Origin of the sequence: Paenibacillus mesophilus (assembly GCF_005938385.1) — a bacterium.
In the GTDB taxonomy this organism is placed as follows: Bacteria; Bacillota; Bacilli; order Paenibacillales; family NBRC-103111; genus Paenibacillus_AB; species Paenibacillus_AB mesophilus.
Genome location: NZ_VCRA01000025.1, coordinates 29,926 through 51,104 on the forward strand (window position 1 = coordinate 29,926; position 21,179 = coordinate 51,104).

Sequence of the window (21,179 nt, forward strand, 5' to 3'; positions counted from 1 at the left end):
CCAGTTGCGTTGCAGCTGCCCCGCTCAACTCCGGACTACAGGCACGCCAGTTGCCCTTGCTCCGCCGATCCGCTCGCGCGAAAACAGAACGCCGGAACATTTCTCCTCCCCAACAGCCCGTCCCTACACAAACGCTTCCCGCAACCGCCGAACGACCTCCTCCGGCTCCTCCATATTCGCCCAAAACATCCTCAGTTCGTTGCGGAGGGTGTCTAACTCATCCATCGGCAAATTCAAATCCTCGTGGCCTCCGAACGTAGGAACGATTTCACGGTACATCGAATAGCGGGAAGGGCGGAACAGCGTCTCGCCGCCCGATTGTTCCGCGGCCAGCTTATGAGCCGGAATATCGTACGAATGCTGCCGCATGAGCGTCTGGGAGCTCTCCGACGTCAAGAAATCGACCAGTATCCGGGCAGCCTCCTTGTTGGCGGAACCGCGATTGATGCCGAAGCCGGTGACGAGCAGCAGCGTCTTGGCCAGCTGTCCGTGCGGCAGCGGCGCGAGATCGTATTCGAAGGGCACCCGGCCGAGCTGGTTCAAACTGTAATACGTAGTCATGATCATGGCCGCTTTTTGCTGGGCAAAAACGGTTTCCGCATCGGCGTCCGTCTCCGACAAAAAAGCGGGAGCGCCGCCTTGGCGGTAAATGACCTCCCGGCACCGGCGCAAGCTTTCCCATAAGCGCGGATCGTCCAGCCCCGCGGAAGGATCGTCTTTGTCGAAGCGGAACGGCTGCTGCATCAGAAAAATCGGGAACCGGTTCACCGACGAGATATGGGCGTAAAAGCCGAACAGGTCGCGCTCCCGTTTGATTTTGCAGGAAACGTCCATGAGCGTCTCCCAAGTCCAGCTGCTGTCCGGTTCCGGAATTCTCATCTCGCGGAACAAATCTTTGTTGTAACACAACACAACGGGAGAGAACACGAACGGAGCCGCATAGAGCAGGCCGTCCCGTATAAACGCGCGGTTCAGAAACGGGTAACATTCCGCTCGCACGGACAGCGGCTCGAACCGTTCGAGAGCGTCCGCTTCCGCCATTTCGAGAAAATTCATGCCGTTTAGCGTGACGGCATCCAAAATATCGTTGTCCATATACAGCTCGATCGCTTGCTTATAGTTCACATAAGGTACGGTCAACGTATCGACGCGTATATCCGGATGCGTCTGCCGAAAGCGGTTCAGCAATTCGCGGAACCCGGCATTATCCATTACCGAAGGGTAGCAGCCCAATTTGACGGATGCGGTCTGCCGGCCGGAGGCTCCAGTAATTCTATTCCCCACACGCGGAACTTTCTCGACGAGTCCATCGGATACGAGAATGTGAAGCGCTCTGCGAACCATCTTGACGCTCGCCTGAAACTGCTCCGCAAGCATCCGCTCGGACGGCAAATAGTCCCCGTTCCTCCGCGTGCCGGAGCCGATATCCCGGCGAAGGGCCGTGACGATTTCATCCAACCGGTTTTGAAACGTAAGGCGATCGGGTTTGTTGCCCATAATAGGTTGCTCCTTCTGGTTCTGGTCATCCTCGCATTCGAATGATCCCATTATACCATAAACGGCGCATGCAGCAGACGTTATTCGCACTTATAGGAATCACATAGAATCCAACTCTTCGGCGGATGATGAACTTTTTTTACTTTGCAGCGAATTCCTGCGAAATTTTGTTCAATCTGTACCTATATCGGTCTTCTGCAGCCATTTTATGTTCTATTCATACTATAATAACTGATTTTATCGAATATGGACCATCACCGATTTGACACCCCGGCTAGTTTTTCTATAGTATCGGTATCAGATGGGAATCAACACATCATGAACCCGGCCATCAGCAGACCCATTTGAAAGGGCTTACATTAAATTGTCAAAAAGGAGGATTGTCCACGATCCGCATCGTTCGCCGCTGCCGCGAATATCCGGCACTTGCACCCGGGACCGACCAAACTTTCAAAGAAACGGGGTATTGAGAATTGAAAGGAAAAAGTAAACCGTCGTTAGCGCTTCTGCTGTCATTCATCGTCTTCTTATCCGCCGCAACGTGGATCGTCCCGCTGCCTGCCCATGCCGCGATCGCCACTCTGAGCTTGGCTAATCCGGGCTTCGAGCAGCCGCCCGCAAGCGGCAAAATACCGGGATGGACTTCCTTTTTCGCCGAAACGGGAACCGACTTCCGCTACGAATGGACGGACGCGAAGAGCGCATCCGGCTCGCACAGCTTGAAAATAGCCGATTCCCGCCGAGACAAATCGGTCGCCGTTATCAGCGATCGGCTGAACGTCGTCCCCGGAGTCGCTTATACGGGCAGAGCGAAGATGCTGCTCGAGAACGGAAGCACGGCCAGCTTGAACTTGCGCTTCTACGATGCAAGCGACAAGCAGATCGCCGAGGCGCCGGTTCACAACGAAACGTCCAAAGGCTTTCCGGTCAATCAGTGGAAGGAAGCCGCGACTCCGGCTCTCGTCGCTCCCGCGAACGCCAAGTACGCCAGATTGATGGCCTATACGACGGCCTACGCGATCGGCGTCGCCTATTACGACGACATGTCCATTACATACGAAATCAACGATATGCCGGCCGTGCTGGGACTTGTCGGCCCTTCGTCGGTTGCGCCGGGCCAATCGCTCTCCGTAATGCTGCGCGCGACGGAAGTGAACAATCTCGCGAAAGCGAGCGCCCATCTGTTCTATGACCGGCAGAAGCTGCGATTCGCGGGAGTACAGGCGGCCGGAGCTTTCGCCAATGCGGGCGCTTCCGTCAATCCGTCCGTGCTGGACGGTACGCTCGTAATCGATGCCGTTCAACCGACTGACGTGAAGCTGAATGCCGACACGGACATCGCCGAGGTCCGGTTCGAAGTGATCGGCGACGGAGGTGACACGTGGATCGGAATCGGCAAGGAGTCCATCCTAAACGGCACCCATCCGGTTGCGCGGGACCGGGTTTCCCTTATGACGATCGGCACCGGGCATTGGCCCGCCTTGTCCGATAAAGTGTTCGGCGCTCCGGAGAACCTTGGCGCTCCGATCGCGGATACGATCGGGCTCTTCGACGGAACCGCCGGCAAGGAAGACGGCCATAACGTCATGTACACGACCGTCAAAGGCATTCCGCAAATGTTCCATGAGATCGATATCGACGACTACAAGCTTGTTCGCAGCATTCCGCTCGATGATGCGGGAGATGTTTGGAGCCATCGGGTCGCTCCGGACGGGACGGTCTATATGGCCGCCGGCGGACAACTGTGGGCCTATTCGCCCGTTACGAAGCAGGCGCGCAAAGTATTCACCTTTCCCGGGGAGAACGTGTTCTGGGCGATAGATATCGATGCGGCGGGGAAGGTGTACATCGCCACGGGACCGGGCGGCAAAGTGCTCCAATACGATCCCGTCACGCAGAAGGGCAGAGACTACGGCAGACTGATGGGCTTGATCGGCCAAGAATACGCCAGATCGATCGCCTACAGCAACGGCTACGTGTACGTCGGCACATCGCTCGCCAAAATCTATAAGCTCAACGTGGACACCGGCGAGAAGGTCGAGATCGGAGCTCCTTTGAATGAAGCGGGATACTGCTACGATATTGACGTCGTCGACGACAAATTCGTCATCGCCCGGTTCGACACATCCCAGAAACGATACATTTACAACATCGAAACCGGCCAGTGGCTCGACCTCGTCATCGAGAACAGCTCTTCCGGACTGCACATCGCCAAGAAGTCGCTGAACGGCAAAGTATACTTTCCGGCCGACAAAAAAATCAGAACGTTCGACGTCAACACGTATGCCGTCGAGGATTCCGGCATGAAGTTCGGCACAGGGTTCCGGGGTGCGGATTGGGTCGAGGTGGACGATCCGGATTTGCCCGGCAAAAGCATAGCGAGCATGGACTTCAGCGGCGGCGTTCACTTCTTCAACCCGCAGACTACGACGGTAAAATCTTATCCGAACCTGCTGCCTCCTTCGCCGTCCATTACCCATACTTTCGAAAAAGGACCGAACGGCAAAATTTACATTTCGGGCATGCAGGCGTCAAGAGCGGCCGAATACGACGTCTACACCGGACAAACGAAGCTGCTCAGCATGGGACAGGCGGGGAGCATTACGCCTTACGGAGGCAAAATTTATTTCGGCTCTTACCCGAAAGCGCTGTTCCGGGTTTACGATCCGGCCATCGCGCCGAGTGCAACGAATCCGAAAACGCTGTTCAATTTCGGGGATGACCAAGACCGGCCGGGCCAAGGCGTCGTAGGCGGCAATAAAATTTATGTGGCTTCGATTCCCGACTACGGGCAGCTTGGCGGGGCGATTACGGTCTACGATCCCGCAGTGACCGATCCGGCCCAATCGTTCAAGGTGTACCGGAATATCGTTCAGGATCAAAGCATTATTTCGCTCGCATACAAGGACGGCAAAATTTACGGATCGACATCGATCAATGGGGGACTCAGCTCCCAGCCGACGACCGAAGAAGCGAAGCTGTTTGTCTGGGACGCGGCAACGGCTCGGAAAGTAACGGAATTCAAGCTGGATATTCCGGGGCTGAACAAGCCGCCGGCGATCGGGGGCTTAAGCATCGGGCCGGACGGCTTGCTGTGGGGCGGCGTGAACGGTTATATTTTCGCGGTCGATCCGGGCAATCTGAAAGTGATCAAATCGAAAAATGTGTTCCCGCAGGACGGCAGTTGGGGCCAATGGGGCTCCTACAAAACCGAATGGTCGGAGGACGGCCTCCTGTACGCGGCGCTCGGCCGCCGGCTGGCGGTTATCGATCCGATTACGCTGGAGTCCCGCTATTTCGGCGATTCCGAGGCGTTCGCGCTCGGCGAAGACGGCAACCTGTATTATTCACCCTACGGGAACAAAACGCTCCTGCACAAAATTACGGTTCGCAACGCGGATTCCGAAAAACCCCGCTCCGAGGCGGTCATTACGCCTCAGCCGAACGAATATGGCTGGTTGAACACGGACGCGGTCGTTCGGATTACGGCGACGGACGGATCGGCAGGCAGCGGAGTTGTGAGCGTAACGTATTCCGCATACGGAGCACAACCCTCGGCACCTGTTACGGTGCGTGGAAATGCCGCAGCAATCGCCATTACGGCCGAGGGCGTCACGACCGTTACCTACGGGGCGACGGACCGTGCAGGCAATGAGGAGCCGGCGCATGCACTGACCGTACGTCTTGATAAGACGGCTCCGCAAATCCGCTTTGCCGGGGCCGCTGCATACACGGTAGACCAAGTAGCGTCGATCGGCTGCACCGCGACCGATCTCGGTTCGGGTCTCGCTGTCGACCCTTGCACGGCGCCCTTGATGCAGCAGCCTGCCTATATGCTGGACCTAGGTGTCCATAAGCTGAACGTACAAGCGAAAGATAAAGCCGGCAATGCGGCATCCGCCGAATTTGCCTTTACCGTCGCCGTCACATTCGACAGCGTATGCAAGCTGGCCGAGCAGTTCGCCTCCTCGCGCCCTGACTCGGTCGAGAAATCGCTGTGCGCCAAGCTGATGGTCGCTCAGAAAGCGCAGGAGAACGGCAACGAGAATGCGAAGAAAGCCGCAATGAAAGCATTCGAGCTTGAAGTGAGGGCGCTTGCCGGGAAGGCGTTCACGCAGGAGAAGGCGGATCTTTTGATCCGATTGGCGGGGTATTTGTAACTATAGCGCAAAAATAGAAGAGGAAAAGGCCGGTCGTTTCGGACCGGCCTTTTCCTACCAAGAAAGTCTAGAGAGAATGAGGTGCAGATGACTTTCTTCTTAAGAGTTCAACGAAACTTCTTTGCGCAGGTCGGACGAATCGTAGATCGCCTGAATGATCTGGGACGATTTGATGACGGAATCGATATGCGCCGGCGATTTCTCGCCCGTCCGAATGCAGTTCAGGAAGCTGTCGATTTCGTTCTGGAACATGTTCACCGAGGAGTACTTCGGCGTCGTTTCGAGCAAAGCGCCGTTTTTCGCGCTGTAGATGACGAACTCTTTGCCGTACTGCAGACGGATGCCCGCTTTGTCGCCGATAAAATCGATAAACGACTCGCTGACGCCGATGTTTTGCGCCCAAGCCCCGTTCACCGTAATCGTCGGACCTTCCGTGCGGATCAGCGCGGTAACGGAATCGTCCACGTCGTACGTGCCTTCATAGTTTGGAGGTCCCGCCCACATGCTGGTGTATGTATAATTCGGCATGTCTTTGCCCAGTTTGCAGAACGCTTCGCCGGTAACCGTAAGCGGCTTCGGATCGCCAGAGCAGTACATGACGATATCGAGGTAATGAACGCCCCAGTCGATCAGCGCGCCGCCGCCGGCGATCGCTTTCGTCGTGAAAGCTCCGCCGAGTCCCGGAATGGAACGGTGCGAGCGGAAGCTGACATAGACGTGGTACAGCTCGCCCAGGTCGCCGTTCTCGATCATCTTCTTGATGATGTTGACGCCGGAATTAAAGCGGTTGACTACGCCGATATTGAGCACCTTGCCGGTTTCGTGCTGAACCTTCTGCATCTCCAGTGCCTCGGCGTACGTTCTGGCGGCCGGTTTTTCGCACAATACATGTTTGCCGGCCCGCAGGCAGTCGATCGAGATCGCGGCATGTCCGTTGTTCGGCGTGCAGATCGATACCGCCTCGACTTCGGGATCTTCCAGAATGACGCGGTAATCTTCCACCGCGATACCGCAGCCATAGTCTTGTACGGCCTTATCGGCTCTCTCCTTGATAATGTCGCAGAAATATTTGATCTCCGCGTCAGGATTGGCCAAATAAGCTTTAATATGCTGGCCGTTCGCGATCGTGCCGCACCCGATAATGGCGACTTTTATTTTACCCACCGTATATCCCTCCATAAATATCGTGTGAACAAGTTAATTGTATCGTCCCGGGCAAAATAAACAACACTTTTTTTCAATTTTTTCGAAAAATTCGGAGTCCGGTTCCACAACGCGAATCGGAGGTCGAACATGAAAAAGCCCCCAACGGCAGTTGCGCCTTGGGGGCCAAGCGAAGTCTTTAAAAATCGAAGTTGTCCGGGTCGGGGCCGACACGGCGGTTTTGGTTGAGCGCGTCGATCCGGTCCATTTCTTCCTGCGTCAGCTCGAAATCATAGAGATCCGCATTTTCGATAATCCGGCTTTCCTTCGTCGACTTCGGAATCGTAATCACTCCGTGCTGCAAGTCCCAGCGCAAAATAATTTGAGCAATCGATTTGCCGTGCTTGACGGCGATTTCTTTCAGCACCGGGTTGTCCAGCAGCTGCCCCTGCATTAACGGCGACCAGGCTTCGAGCTGAATACCTTGCTGTTTCGTATAGCGGAGCAGCTCCTTTTGCGTCAAGAAGGGGTGGAATTCGACTTGGTTGATCATCGGTTTGATTTCGGCATCGTTCATCAAATCTTCCAGATGATGAATCTGGAAATTGCTTACGCCGATCGCTTTCACCCGGCCCGCTTTGTACAGAGCTTCCAAAGCTCTCCAAGCTTCCTTATATTTGCCCGCCACCGGCCAGTGGATGAGGTACAGATCCAAATAGTCCAAGCCCAGCTTGCTCAGGCTTGTCTCGTAGGCGGCCAGTGCGGATTCGTAGCCCAAGTCGGCGTTCCATACTTTGGAAGTCACGAAGAGATCTTCACGGGACAGATTATGACCGGCGAGAGCTTCTCGAATTCCTTGGCCCACGCTGCTTTCATTTCCGTAAATGGCGGCGGTGTCGATGCTGCGATAGCCGTGTTTTACCGCCGATTTGATCGCTTCGACGAGTTCGGAGCCTTCCTCTACTTTGAAAACGCCGAGTCCGAGCCAAGGCATTTGTACGCCGTTATGAAGTGCAGTTCTGCTTTGTACATGTTGAGTCATGGTATAATCCTCCAGATCTAATTATTTTTTGTTTGCATTCCGCGATCATCTTCGCTCGAGTTTGGCAGAAACGCCGGTAAGGACGACAGCTGCCGCAACCATTACCGCGCCGACCCATGGCGTGTGTACGAGTCCGAAGGAGTCGACTACCGTTCCCCCTACCACAGCCCCAATCGCAATGCCGACGTTGAAAGCCGCTATATTCAACGCCGATGCGACGTCTACGGCCGATGGAAAATAACGTTCGGCCAGTTGCACGATAAACAGCTGAAGGCCGGGCACGTTCATGAAAGCGAACAGACCCATTAAAAATACGGCGATCAATCCGGCCGCTTGGAAAGGAAGCATGAAGGTCATCGCAAGAAGTACGGCGGTTTGAATGAGAAACATCCGGAATAAGGCGCGTACCGGGTTGCGGTTCGCCCATCTTCCCCCGATTTCGTTGCCGATGGCGACTGCGATCCCATAGACGAGCAGGACGACTCCGACCATACTCGGGCTAAGCTTGATCACCTCTTGCAGGATCGGAGTCAAGTAAGTGAAGGCGACGAACGTCCCTCCGTAACCGAGCGCCGTTATCGCGAATCCGAGAAGCAGCCTGCGGTTCGCAACCAATCGGAGCATATCGGAGAATTTGGCTGGCGGCGATTGTTTTAGATTGTTCGGAACAAGCATGCCGATGGCCATAATAGCAATGATGCCAAGCAGCGCTACACCCCAGAACGTCGCTCTCCAGCCGAAAGCTTGACCGATATACGTCCCGAGCGGAACGCCGGTAACGGTAGCTATTGTCAGGCCCGTAAACATAAGCGCAATAGCGCTGGCCTTTTTCTCCTCCGGTACGAGCTGCACGGCTATAGTCGATCCGATCGAGAAGAAAACTCCGTGCGAGAAGGCCGTAATGAAACGGGCGACAAGCAACAGTTCGAACGATGTCGAAAGTGCGGCAACCGTATTGCCGATAATGAAAACAACCATCAGTAGCATTAGCAACAATTTGCGATTTATCCGGTTTGTTACCGCAGTAAGAATAGGCGCTCCTACCGCTACTCCGATCGCATAGCCGGAAATCAAAAGACCGGCGAGCGTGATGCCGATATTTAAATCGCCTGCTATGGATGCAAGCAAACCTACGGGCACAAATTCGGTAGTGCCGATGCCGAATGCGCTTATGGCTAGGGCAAGAAGCGCCCAAGTTCCCGTCCTGGCCTTCACGTTCGGCCGGGAAGCCGATTGTATGGTCGAATGGCTCATATATAAACTCCTCCCTCGAAGCAATGTTCGGATGTCGGCAGTCTTGTTGATTTGCCGCCTGGGTGTTAGTATAGAGCCATACGATCGATAAAGTAAGTACGTACTTTGAAGTAATATAGGTACTTTAAAGTGATATAGGTACTTAAAAGTACCCTATAAAGATAAGGAGGTATTTGTGTGGGATACAACATACCGGTCGAAGCTACGCTCGATGTTATCGGCGGCAAGTGGAAGGTTGTAATCTTATGCTTCTTGGACAAAGGAGATCGAAGAACGAGCGAATTGAAAAGGCTGATGCCGGACATTACCCAAAAAATGCTTACCCAGCAATTACGGGAGCTTGAAGAGGATGGAGTCGTAAAACGGACGATCTACGATCAAGTCCCGCCCAAAGTCGTCTACTCGCTGACCGACTACGGATGGTCTCTGAAACCGATTCTCGATGCGATGTGTTCTTGGGGCGAGAAGCATATCGAACAAACGGTCGAACCGGCTGTGTCGGGAAGAGCCGAATAAGGATCGGGCCATAGGGAAAAATACGCGGGGAAACAAGCCGCTAGCGCAATGACATTCGGGCCCCGTTCAAGTATAATTAGCCAGTGAAGCTACCAGCAACAGAAAGTGCGGAGTGATCATGGTGGGTCCAAGCTCGAAACGGTCCGGCTCGAGAACGAGACTGGAGCGAATGGTCGAAACATTGAAGGAAGAAATCATTACCGGCATGAGAAGCGTCGGCGATTACCTCCCCCCCGAATTGGAATTAAGCAAATTGTTTCAGCTTAGCAAAAATACGGTCCGCAAAGGGTTGGACGTACTCGTTCACGAAGGATATATCGAGAAAGTCCCGAGAATCGGGGCGCGTATCATTAGGACCGCCCGTAGCGATGCCGTCGTCTTGAAATTCGCCTATTCCCCCAAACTGGTCAAGGAAATTCACTTGATGGAGATGATAGGGGCTTTCCAAAAGCAGTATGCCAATATCCAGGTTCAAGCCGTTCCGATCTCTTATCAATGCAAGCCGCTGAACGAAGATCGCCTGATCATGGACCAACTGGACGTTTTGACAATCAACGCGCATGATTTCGAGCACTTTGTCGATCCAGTCGACGGGTCTGTCCGATTAGAGCCTTTGGAACCGGTCGGCGGCATATACCCTTTTCTTGAAACGCCGTTTGCAAGGGATGGGAAGCTATTTGCCCTGCCATTCGTTTTCACTCCGGTCATTCTTTGCTACAACCGGGAGCACTTTCTGGAGCAAGAGCTGCCGGAACCGGACAGCGGCTGGACGTGGGAAGATTTGCGCCAGGCGGGCAGAGCGCTTACAAACGGAAACGGCCGGTTCGGATTTTATTTTCATCTCCCGTCTGCAAACCGATGGCCGATCTTTCTTCTGCAAAACAACGTTGTCTTCCGGCGAGACAAGCAGGGCGGCTATGGCCTGAACGATCCGAAAGCGAAAGAAGCGCTGGAGTTGTGCAAGAGCCTCGTCCGCGATCCGCAGCTGTTCCCGAACTTTTTGTCGGAAAACAACCAGGACGTCCACGCCCTGTTTCTGAATCAGAACGTATCGATGATCTTGTGCACGTATGACAGCCTGAACGATTTCCGGGACGCTCCGTTCGTGTACGATATTGCGCCGCTTCCGCGTTTCCGTGAATCCAAAACGTTGGTCGGAGCAATCGCCCTCGCGCTGAGCGCCGCTTCCGAAAACAAGCTTGCGGCCAAGCTGTTCATTGATTTTTTTCTGTCCTGGCAAGCCCAGCTGTTCATCCGTCAAAACACGTTGAGCATACCCGCCCTAAAGCGCGCCGCCGAGCAAGCTGGCGAAGGGGACCGGATCGCGAACCGTCCGTATCGGTACCCTATGTTTCGCGATATTATCCCTTCCTTTCATTTTTTCTCGGATCTCCAACTGCCGGCCGATCATTTGATTCAGATGGGACAGGAGCTGAAGCTTTATTGGTCCCACTTCGAACCGCTGGAGCCTATCCTGCAAAAGCTGGAGAAACAGCTTTCCGAACACGGCGGCCAATAAGCCCATCAAAAACTAAGGCTTGCAACGCGCAATTTCGCGATGCAAGCCTATTCACGATTAGCTAAACTTCCATTACCTTTTTAAGAACGGGACATCGTTTATCGAATATCCTCCTTTTTGAATCCGGCAAGCAATCTTGGAACGTCCTTCGTGATATAAGTTTTAATATCATCAATAAGTTCTTTGTCGAGTCCTTTGTTTAGCAAGTTCACATCATCACTTATTACAACAAGTCCATCGTTATCTTTGAAATAAAACTTACCCAGCGATTTCACCAAAGATTTCAGCGGGAGAACAAGTCCTTGTTCCATCATTTGTGCCGGCACTTCGGTTTCTTTCATTTTCCCGTCAACCGAATATTGGCTTTCCCCCACCTTTATTCGAATGACTTTGCCATCCACATGAATGACTGCCGATTGCGTCTCCGGAGTCCACTCCACCCTTGCATTCATAGCTTGAGTAAAGAAACTGGACGGCACTAATGTTTCGCTATTCATAGCTATCGCAATGGCATGCTTATTTGCAGGGTCTATTAGCTTAGCTTTTCCATTCGCTGAAATGCCGTTTTGACCGGTAAACAGTACGACCGAATCATTTAATTTCCCCGAGATTGCACTGTACTCCGTTTCCGTAAGCTCCGAAACCGTCATTCTATAAAGCTTGTGAGTATCGGAAGAAAATCCGGTATAATACATATTCCCGTCCGTTGCAATCGTAGGATAAGTCATCTTTATGGGAGTCTTCTTATATTCCAATGTAACCGGATTAATCATGGCGAAAAAGCCGTTCGTATTTGTATATAGCAAGCCATCCTCACCAAAAATCATATGCGCTATTGTAGGCAGCGTTCTTTTATCCGATATTTTGTCGACGATGATTGCTTTCACTGTGTCGAGTGTTACCGGGTCCAAAGCAAAAACTGCGCCTGTAGAAATGCCCCACAAATTCCCATCCGGTCCGAACTCGATATCTCCTATAAGCGTGAGCGGGGTTTCCACTCCTTTTATTTTTGGAGCTGCCTCTTTAACAACTTGCCTTGTAGCCATATCGAAAATAAATACTTTGGCTTCCTTCTGAGTTGGAAATGAGCCTCCAAATATGCTGGTGGACCCATATACTTTGCCGTCCTTATAGGCCAATCCTTCAACACTTTGATCGGGAATTATATTTTTGTAAAACTGGCTGGCGCCTGTTGCAAGATCATATATGGCAATACCTCCACCTTGAAAACCGGCCCTTGGATAAGTCCCCATTACAATCTTGCCATCCGCTTCAACGATATCAAAAATTCGATCCTGCAGCTCCGTCCCGAAGTAAGCCAATTTTTTGGGATTCGTTGGCCCTATCGGTTTTGCCAAATCTAATTCATACAGCGTTGCTTGTGTATAGCAACCAAGATAAACTTTATTCCCTATTCTTTTGATAGCCTCCGTCTGTGTAGTTGCGAACTCTTGACTGGCGCCGGTTTCAGTGTCATAGATGACACCATTGTCAAGCATATATCCGCCCATAATAAGTTTGTTATCGGGTCCCGCTTCGAGGTCCTGGATATGGATACCTATAGCCGGGAAATTCGATTCCTTAAGGAACTCCGCTTTTTTAGTCGCCAGATTAAAGGCCAGCACCATGCCATTTTGTACGGTTACAAGAGATTTACCCGGCAAATCGGGTCTATTTTTAAGCTCTACCCATCCGCCTCCGGTATAGTTTCCAAAATACCTTATGCCCGTATCCTCTGTTTTCAATGTCGTCATATCGATGGAATACAGCGCATTTGTCTTGCCTCCGTCGCTCGGAAGACCGCCCAGCAAGTAAACTTTCCCATCCAGCTTGGGAGATACATAGTGGCCGAAGGACCTGGCAAATGCTTTCACCCACTTTTGCTGGTTAATATCATAGATGCACATGTAATACACGCCGTTCTCTGCTTTTATCTGTGCAAAAATGAGATTGTCTACGATACTCATCATGTAGTAGGAAATGGGCTTAAACCCTGCCGGAAGATCCGGAGTATTAGGGTTCGGAATCGGAGTCTTCTCGCCTGTAGCAACATTTATTTTAACAAACATACTGTTCTGATCTTGCCCGCCTGCATAAAGGAATCCCTCATGATATACCATGGACATGACATACTTTTGTCCGGGAAAAATAGTTCCGAAATCAGTGAGTTCATTTGTAACGGGATTGTATTTTATAACTTTGGCGCTGGGGAATGTGCCGAAATATACATTATCGTTTTCATCCATATTCAAGCCATATGTAGCCGTTTCTCCTGCTACCAGCTCACTTTGTTTAATCTGTTTTGTTACCGGCGAGTACTGATACACTCTTACATAGCCATGAGGGAGCATATAAACATTTCCCTTGCTATCGATTTTATGACTCCATGAATTTTTAACTCCCGGTAATTCAAATGTATTCATTACCGTATGGGTATCTAGATTATAGACGATGAACTGACCATTGGGCTTTCCGCTCATTGTCGTATAGAGCATGTTGTGTCCGTCTTCCATACCAAGTGCAGTATGGAGCAGAAGCGTTTGCGTAAGAGGTTCCCCCAAGTATTCGGGTTCATATATTTTCTTATGCGGGGATATCGATCCCTCTACCTTTGCGGGTGTCAATGTACCCATAATCGATGTCAAAACCATAATCGCGATTACCCACTTCCATCCTTGTCTTTTCATATTCATTTCCATCCCTTTCGCTTCGGCCCGGAATGATCGATTGACGTTCATTTTTCTGCGGCTATATAGGCGTCGATTTGTTCCTGCGCCTCTCTCAGAGCGGTGTTGACATCGATTTTGCCGGCTACATAATCTTTGTACTTGGCCTCGAGAAATCCTCTCGCTTTCGTAAACTTTGTTTGGGCCACGTAAGGTGCGGGCTTCGTTTTCAAAATCGCGTCGATATGACTGTTTTTCAGCAGCGCATGGTCCGCGCCGAAATGCTTGTTGACTTCCCCGCTCCTCAGCGGGCTCATCATAAATCCGGAACGGCTTAGCGCCGTCTGCACCTCGTCCGACACCGCCAGCTTGATCACCTCCATAGCCTCTTGTGGATGCTTGCTGTTCGCGGCGATCTGGAGCACGAACGTCTGAACCATGCCAGAAGTATGCGGCCTTTCGGGAAAGCTGGGATATTCGGCGATGTCCCATTCGAAATCCACGCCGGCCAAACTATTGAGCACTTCGGGAGCGGCAAGCATCGCAACATTTTTGTCCTTTACAAACCGATTGACCGTATTGGCATGGCTCGTAATCTGGAACTCGTTTCCCGGAATGTCGTGGATGCGCTTGACGAGCTCGAACACTTTTCGCCAACCGTCCGTATTGACGGCCCCCCTAAGTGTTGCCGGATCGACATACGGCAAGGACAACGAGCTTCCGACATGAGCTATCCCTTCCGGATCGAGACCTTTATATTGCACCCCGTTTTCCATCCGGGTCAGTTTTTTGCCCAGCTCGACCGCTTCATCCCATGTCATGCCGTCGGGAGGATAGGAGACGCCGAATTTGTCGAATATGTTCTTATTGTAAAATGTCGCATAATAGTTGTACCCGAATGGCAGAGCCATCAGACTGCCTTTGGCGATCGTATCGGATTGAAGACGGACGCCTTCCAGATTGGACTTCTCGAACCGGCTCAAATCGATGCCGTACTTCTCCATATACGGAGTCAAGTCGGCCAACAGCTTGTAATTGCCGAATTCATCCAGCAAGCTGCCCCAACCGGTCACAATATCCACCTCGTTTCCGCCGATTGTCAAATTGGCGATCGCAAGCGAATTCCGCTCGATAACTTGAAGCGTAATATGGGGGTACTTCTGTTTGATAGGTAGGACGAATAAACGTTCGATCATGTCCGGGTTCAAAGCTCCGAAGTTGTACAGCTTCAACGTAACAGGCTCTGCACGGTTACCGGTTTCTTTCTTGCTGTTCACGTTATCCGACGAATTGCAACCGCTTGCAACGAGCAAAGTACTTATAACCAAACAAACGAACCATTTATTCATGCCCTCTCCTCCTGCTCATGAAAGAATGACCGATGCGTCACTTGCTTTGTTCTTTTTTGATCTCTTGCCTGAGCTTCTCGTCGAGTTCCCGCAGCGCCGTGTTTGCATCCGTTTTGCCGAGAGCAGCATTATGAAAAGCTTCGTTCATCAAATTTTGCTGCGTGCCGCCGCTCACGTCAGCCAGACCGGGCTTGCGCTTCGGCGAAGGGGGAGCGGGAGGATAGTAATTGACCGCCTGCATATGTTTCGTCTTGTAGATGGGATGATCCTGACCGAGCACTCGCCGGATATTCTCGTTCACCAACGTTGTCGGAATGCCGTTGCGGGAATCCTGCGTCTGTATTTCGTCGGACAACATCGTCATGATCGCTTCGAACGCTTCCTCCTTATGCTTGCTCTGTTTCGTAATCGACCAGTAGGCCGGACCCCGTTGGCCCATCAGTTTCGGGCCGTTGGCTGCAACGGGAACGGCTGCTATATCCCAATCGACATTGTCGGGATACTTCAGGTAAATGCTGTGTTGGTTTATGTCCATCGCCACCGTGGCCTTGGAAAAAAAGACGTTTTTTTCAACGCCCTGAGTACTCTCGATCGTATTGCCCGGCAACTGGAAGAAGCGCGTGAAATTATCGAACAGTTGCTTCCATTTATCCGCATCGTGCAATTGGTCTTTCTCCGGATCGAGAATCGGCAGCGACAGCGGATTGTCGCGCGTGACCGCCACCGCGTTGGCGCTGAAACCGCGATACATTTTATCGCCTTCCGCACGGTTTACCTTTTTGGCGATTTCGTATACCTCATCCCAAGTCATGCCGTCCTTCGGGTATGCCACGCCGAATCGGTCAAAAATGCTTTTGTTGTAGTAGAGGACGACGGGAAAGTACGGGGGCACAGGAACACCGTACAAGGCGCCCGACTGCCCCGCATCCTTGATTTCCTGAATAAAACTGTTTTGAAAGCGCTTTATATCATAACGATACTTGGTGACCAATTCGTTCAAATCGTAGGCCAACCCTAGGTCGAGGTAATTCGATTTTAGCGTCGGGATGTCCACTCGGATCAGATCCGGGATTTTCCCTTCGGCCAGCATTTCGCTCAACCCGTAGCCTTTTCGATTCGTCTGGTAGTCGAACGTTATGTGCGGAAACTTTGCTTGCAGCACCTGCCCGAACCGATTTTGGAATTCATCCGGAGTAACTCCTTCCGCATAGACCAGCATCGTAAAAGGGTCTTTCTTCACTTTTTGCTCCATAGTGCTCTGCTGCGGACCGGCCGTGTTGCCGCCGCACGCGGCTGTGGTCAACACCATCCCCCCGACCGCCGCCGTGAACCATAAACGTTTTCCCCTGCCGCCGAAAACTTGCTCCAGGCGCCTTCTTCCTTGCAAATTGGCGATGATCAATAAACAGCACTCCCTTGTTATTTTGGTATACTTAGGTTCATAAAAATTATAGAATGCAAAAGATTAACTGTCAATTCAATCTTCAAATAAATGGCAGGCCAATAAAGAAGAAAAGAAATAATCCGCCAAATATCCATATATACCAACGAAATCGGGATACAATGGACAACTTCATTGCGTTAAATTTATAACCCAAAGTAATCCAATGATGGAGCCATAGCAGGGTCAAGAAGGGTAAGCTACAAGGCGACTACGAATTCGATCTTTCAGGTTATGGGCTCGTGAGCGGCGACATGAGGGCACGGCTTCGATATGTATTACCGGATCGCCCGAACGTTGACGCCGCACGACTAGGTGGACAAGCAGCGCGAGACGGTCGGCAAGTACGAGTTGGGGCTGGACTGAGTCTCTTGTTCTACGACGGTACAGTAGTGACTGTTATTAACTTCAACGATGATCCATATGTGCTGACACCACACTGAATTTACAGGGTTGCCGAAGCTGATCTTGGCGTTTCCCGGATAGTGCTGTCGTAGTTTTTTCGGTAAATTATCACGTGATTTTTGGCGGTATTGCCTATATGATGGAGAGTAGCGGAGATGCCCGAACCGTAGCAAGAATGGTCGAAAGGCGCCGTACTTATCGGCTTATGTCGTTTTCTTCTTTTTGCTTTGTCCGTTTACGCTGTCCGATCGCGCCGTCGACACGCCTCGGCCAATCGAATCTGCCGTCGCTTTTTTCCGTCGAATCGGCGCTGTCGAACCGCTGTCGGCCCGAGCGTCAGGATTGTCGAAGAGGTTCCGATTCGCTTTTACAGGATTCGGCATGGATGTACAGGATTGATTATTTATCGAGGAGGTATGCTCGACAATGGCAACCTTAACTATTGTATCCGGCAGTCCGTCGAGAAACTCGCGGCTGCACGGATTGACCGGCTACGCGGAGAACAAATTGGCGCAGGCGGGACATACGGTCGAGACGATCTATGTCGCCGATCTGCCCGCGGAAGATCTGATCAAGGCGAACTTCGCCAGCACCGCGATCCAACAAGCTGTTCAAACCGTCGAGAAATCGGACGGGCTTATCGTCGCGAGCCCGGTATACAAGGCGTCCTATACCGGCGTGCTGAAAACGTTTCTGGACCTGCTGCCGCAAAAAGGGCTGCAGGGCAAAGTCGCGCTTCCGCTGTTCATCGGCGGCTCGATCGCCCATTTGCTCGCCATCGACTATGCCTTGAAGCCCGTTCTTGCCGCTATGAGCTGCACGAACATCTTGTCCGGCGTATACGCGATCGATCCTTGGGTTGCCCGCTCGGAAGACGGCCAATTCGTCTTGGCGGACGAGCTGACGACCCGCTTGGACGATTCGCTGGCTCAATTCCATGACGAACTGCACTGGAGAGCGCAGCGGCAATAAAGGCTGATTCCTTCTCACAATTTCCCATAATGTTTTCATGTTTCTCCCTCATTTCTCCGTTACAGTAAGGATGCAGGGAACCCTGAATGTTCTGACACGGATCGGAGGACGATTGCATGAAACGATTGCAAATGTTGAAGAAATCATTGCTGCCCGCCGCACTGGCGCTCGCCCTGATCGTTCCGGCCGCCGCTTACGCCGCCGGACAGACGACCCCGGATACGAATTCCGGTTCGGCCTCCAAACCGCAGCAGCAGCAAGAAATCAAAAAGAAGCAACTGATCATCAAGCATATGGGAGATATCCGCGACCGCGCGCACGGAGCCTTCCAAGCACCGATGATCAAGCACAGAATGGCCGATCAACAAGTGAATCAGCACAAATATTTGGAGCTGCTGGCCGAGAAGTATTCGCCCGATACGCTCGCGGATTGGAAAGCCGCACTGACGGAGCAGCAATCCCTACACGAACAGCTCCAGTCGCTGATGCGGGATCAAGGCGTCCAAGACGCGCTCAAGGCAGAGAGAGAACAGCATCAGAAGCAATGGAAGGACAAGCAGGAAGAGCTGAAGAAGCAATGGAAAGACAAACAGGAAGAGCTGAAGAAGAAAGTGGAAAGCGGCGAAATTTCGAAGGAGCAAATCCGCGAGCAAATGCAATCGGGTCGACTTCCTTTCGGCGCCGCCATGAAGGGCGGACTCCAAAAAGCCCTCCCGAAAGAAGCCGCTGCGGCCATGCATGACGCCATGAAGCATCGGCAAGCGTTGACTGAGGCGGTTAAAGCGGACAATGCCGACGCCATTCGCGCCGCTCTCGCTCCGATTCTGGAGGACGTGAAGAAAGGAAACGAGCAAGCCGCCGCGAGAATCGCCAAGCTGAAGCCGAGCGCAACCGGTCAAACCGTGCAGCCGAAGGAGCCGAAACAAAAAATTGAGAAACGGGGTCCGATGCTGAAGAAGCCCGGGACTCCAGCGGATAGCAAATAAGCATACGAGAGCGAAGCCCGACCGGATCACGAACCGGTCGGGTTTTTCTTGCAACAACGGGCCGCTCCCGGCATGCTATAATAAAGGCATGAACGTTGGGAGGAGGGCTCGGAGCCGTGTCGTTTCGCGTGAATCTAGTGGAGGATGAGAGCAATTTGAACCAGGTGCTGTCCACCTATTTGCACAAGGAAGGCTGGCATGTCCGCAGCTTCCTGCGGGGAGAGGAAGCCCGTGAGGCGATTCCGGAAAGGCCCCACCTGTGGATACTGGATATTATGCTGCCCGACCTGGACGGGTTTCAGCTCATACGCGAGATTAAGGCGGATTCTCCCGGCATGCCGGTCATTTTCATATCCGCCAGGGATGCCGACCTCGACCGGGTTATCGGTCTGGAGATGGGTAGCGACGACTACTTGGCGAAGCCGTTTCTGCCGAGAGAGCTCGTCATCCGCACCCGCAAATTGCTGGAGCGCATCTACGGCGCCCCACAGACCGAGCCGCAACCGGCAGCGGCGTCGATCGCCATCCCGCCGTATCGGATCGACATCGCGAAGCGCCTCGTCTACCGTGAAGACGATGTAATTGAGCTCACTTCAAAAGAATTCGATTTCGTGCTGTTCATGGCCAAGCATCAAGGAAAAGCGTTCGCACGCGAGCAGCTGTTGAACCATATATGGGGCGAAGATTATTTCGGCACCGACCGCGTCGTCGACGACCTGGTCCGCCGCATTCGCAGGAAGCTGGCCGATCTGCGGCTGGAAACGCTGTACGGTTACGGATACAGGCTGGTGCAATCGTGAAAAATAAACCGTTGTTCGTCCAAATCTGGCTCGTCATTACCGCCATTACGACCGGAATCGCCCTTCTGCTGCTTCTCGTCATCCCGCTATTCCTCGGCAGCTATTTTACCCGGGAAATATATCGGACGATTGAGGAAGCGCAAAACTCGCTGCTCTCGAACCGGCTGCAGGACCGGCTTTCCGATCGGCTGCTGGAAGATCCGGCCGCCGTCGAACGCGATCAGGAGAAGCAGAACATCCGTACGGTCCGGCATCTGTTCATAACGCCGGACGGAAGACTGCTGCCGAATCCGGTGACGCTGCCGAACGAATTCAAGCAGCTGCTTGCCGCCGAAGCCCTCGAGCAGAAGCAGCAGGTGCAGCGGTACGAATACCGGTTAAGCAGCGAGAAAATGTATTATGTCATCAGCATCGAATCGTTGCGGGGCAGGAAACTGTACGTGCTGTCGTACATGTGGGACGAGCATCGCAACAAGCTGGTGAACGAGCTGACGCTTCGGCTATCGCTTATTATGGGCCTTATTCTCATGTTCAGCTGGATTCCGGCGTTGTGGCTGGCCAAATATTTATCCCGTCCGCTTGTCAAGCTGGAGCATGACGTCAAGCATCTCGCCGACCGGAACCGGACGGAACCGATCGTGCTCGACCGCAAGGACGAAATCGGCCGCCTCGCCCATTCGATGGAGCAGGCGCGGCAGCAGCTGATCCGCCAAGACGAGACGCAGCAGACGCTGCTGCAGCACATTTCCCACGAGCTGAAAACGCCGGTCATGGTCATCCGCAGCTATGCCCAATCGATTCAGGACGGCATCTATCCGAAGGGCAGCCTGCAATCGTCCGTGGAGGTGATCGATCGGGAAGCGGAACGGCTCGGCAGCCGGATACGTTCGCTGCTTTATTTGACGAAGCTCGATTATTTGTCCACCTACAAGCCGGTATCAAAGGAGCCGTTCCGACTTGACCGTCTGGCCGAGGAGGTTGTCGAACGTCTGCGCTGGCAGCGTCCGGAGCTGACATGGACGCTTCGGCTGGAGCCGCTGGTCATTCAGGGAGACCCGGATCAATGGACGGTTGCTCTGGAAAATTTGCTGGACAATCAGATCCGTTACGCGAAGTCGGAGATTACGGTTGCTACGAATCCCGTACGAAACGGCGCCGGGGGCACGCTGACGATCGCCAACGACGGCCCGCCGATCGAGGCGGAATTGATCGAGGAGCTGTTCGGACAGTTCCGCTCCGGCTCGAAGGGCGAGTTCGGTCTCGGACTTGCCATCGTCAAGCGGATCGCCGTCCTTCACCATGCAACCGTTCGTGCGGATAACGAGCCGAATGGCGTTAGCTTCCGGGTCGTATTCGAGCAGCCTGATAGCCCAAACTCCTATAAAACTTAAAACCGCCGGTTCATTTTTCTTTACCGGCGGTTCCTAAT

The 21,179-nt window shown here is 52.8% G+C and carries 14 protein-coding genes; 7 read left to right on the forward strand and 7 right to left on the reverse strand.

Annotated elements, in window-relative coordinates:
• Positions 1 to 123 precede the first annotated feature (123 nt).
• On the reverse strand, positions 124 to 1,497 hold the full coding sequence (locus tag FE783_RS29255; protein ID WP_138882936.1) for an extracellular solute-binding protein: 1,374 nt from the start codon (positions 1,495 to 1,497) through the stop codon (positions 124 to 126).
• A 473-nt stretch (positions 1,498 to 1,970) separates the two neighbouring features.
• Between FE783_RS29255 and FE783_RS29260 the strand changes: the two genes are divergently transcribed.
• Positions 1,971 to 5,657, forward strand: a complete 3,687-nt coding sequence (locus FE783_RS29260) for a hypothetical protein (RefSeq protein WP_138882937.1) — start codon at positions 1,971 to 1,973, stop codon at positions 5,655 to 5,657.
• A 99-nt stretch (positions 5,658 to 5,756) separates the two neighbouring features.
• Here the strand turns inward: FE783_RS29260 and FE783_RS29265 are convergent, their stop codons facing one another.
• The 3 genes from FE783_RS29265 to FE783_RS29275 all read right to left on the reverse strand — a co-directional run bounded on the left by FE783_RS29265 (position 5,757) and on the right by FE783_RS29275 (position 9,096).
• Positions 5,757 to 6,821: a Gfo/Idh/MocA family protein gene (locus FE783_RS29265; RefSeq protein WP_138882938.1), complete on the reverse strand. Its 1,065-nt coding sequence runs from the start codon at positions 6,819 to 6,821 to the stop codon at positions 5,757 to 5,759.
• 178 nt (positions 6,822 to 6,999) lie between these two features.
• The gene (locus FE783_RS29270; protein ID WP_138882939.1) at positions 7,000 to 7,842 is read right to left on the reverse strand and encodes an aldo/keto reductase; all 843 of its coding nucleotides are present in this window, start codon (positions 7,840 to 7,842) and stop codon (positions 7,000 to 7,002) included.
• 45 nt (positions 7,843 to 7,887) lie between these two features.
• Positions 7,888 to 9,096, reverse strand: coding sequence for an MFS transporter (locus FE783_RS29275; RefSeq protein WP_138882940.1), 1,209 nt, complete (start codon positions 9,094 to 9,096; stop codon positions 7,888 to 7,890).
• A 177-nt stretch (positions 9,097 to 9,273) separates the two neighbouring features.
• On the opposite strand from FE783_RS29275, the gene FE783_RS29280 reads away from it, so the two are divergent.
• Positions 9,274 to 9,612, forward strand: coding sequence for a winged helix-turn-helix transcriptional regulator (locus FE783_RS29280; protein WP_138882941.1), 339 nt, complete (start codon positions 9,274 to 9,276; stop codon positions 9,610 to 9,612).
• Positions 9,613 to 9,781: 169 nt separating this feature from the next.
• Positions 9,782 to 11,131 carry an extracellular solute-binding protein gene (locus FE783_RS29285; protein WP_158302095.1) on the forward strand — a complete coding sequence of 450 codons (1,350 nt, stop codon included), beginning with the start codon at positions 9,782 to 9,784 and terminating at the stop codon, positions 11,129 to 11,131.
• Between the two features lie 98 nt (positions 11,132 to 11,229).
• Here FE783_RS29285 and FE783_RS29290 read toward each other — a convergent pair whose 3' ends face one another.
• Genes FE783_RS29290 through FE783_RS29300 form a run of 3 tightly spaced genes read right to left on the reverse strand, consistent with a single transcriptional unit; the run spans position 11,230 to position 16,548 of the window.
• Positions 11,230 to 13,818: a stalk domain-containing protein gene (locus FE783_RS29290; RefSeq protein WP_158302096.1), complete on the reverse strand. Its 2,589-nt coding sequence runs from the start codon at positions 13,816 to 13,818 to the stop codon at positions 11,230 to 11,232.
• Positions 13,819 to 13,865: 47 nt separating this feature from the next.
• Entirely contained in the window at positions 13,866 to 15,146 is a 1,281-nt protein-coding gene (locus FE783_RS29295) for an ABC transporter substrate-binding protein (RefSeq protein WP_138882944.1), read from the reverse strand.
• Between the two features lie 37 nt (positions 15,147 to 15,183).
• Positions 15,184 to 16,548, reverse strand: a complete 1,365-nt coding sequence (locus FE783_RS29300) for an ABC transporter substrate-binding protein (RefSeq protein WP_138882945.1) — start codon at positions 16,546 to 16,548, stop codon at positions 15,184 to 15,186.
• A gap of 870 nt (positions 16,549 to 17,418) precedes the next feature.
• Between FE783_RS29300 and ssuE the strand changes: the two genes are divergently transcribed.
• From ssuE to FE783_RS29320, 4 genes are all read left to right on the forward strand, one after another.
• Complete coding sequence (ssuE, locus tag FE783_RS29305) at positions 17,419 to 17,964, forward strand: NADPH-dependent FMN reductase (RefSeq protein ID WP_138882946.1); 546 nt, start codon at positions 17,419 to 17,421, stop codon at positions 17,962 to 17,964.
• Positions 17,965 to 18,080: 116 nt separating this feature from the next.
• Complete coding sequence (locus FE783_RS29310; RefSeq protein WP_138882947.1) at positions 18,081 to 18,950, forward strand: hypothetical protein; 870 nt, start codon at positions 18,081 to 18,083, stop codon at positions 18,948 to 18,950.
• Between the two features lie 116 nt (positions 18,951 to 19,066).
• Positions 19,067 to 19,750 (forward strand): response regulator transcription factor, encoded by a 684-nt coding sequence (locus FE783_RS29315; protein ID WP_138882948.1) that lies wholly within the window; start codon positions 19,067 to 19,069, stop codon positions 19,748 to 19,750.
• Positions 19,747 to 21,141 (forward strand): sensor histidine kinase, encoded by a 1,395-nt coding sequence (locus FE783_RS29320; RefSeq protein WP_138882949.1) that lies wholly within the window; start codon positions 19,747 to 19,749, stop codon positions 21,139 to 21,141. The genes FE783_RS29315 and FE783_RS29320 overlap by 4 nt, the downstream gene beginning before the upstream one ends.
• The last annotated feature ends 38 nt before the right edge of the window (positions 21,142 to 21,179 follow it).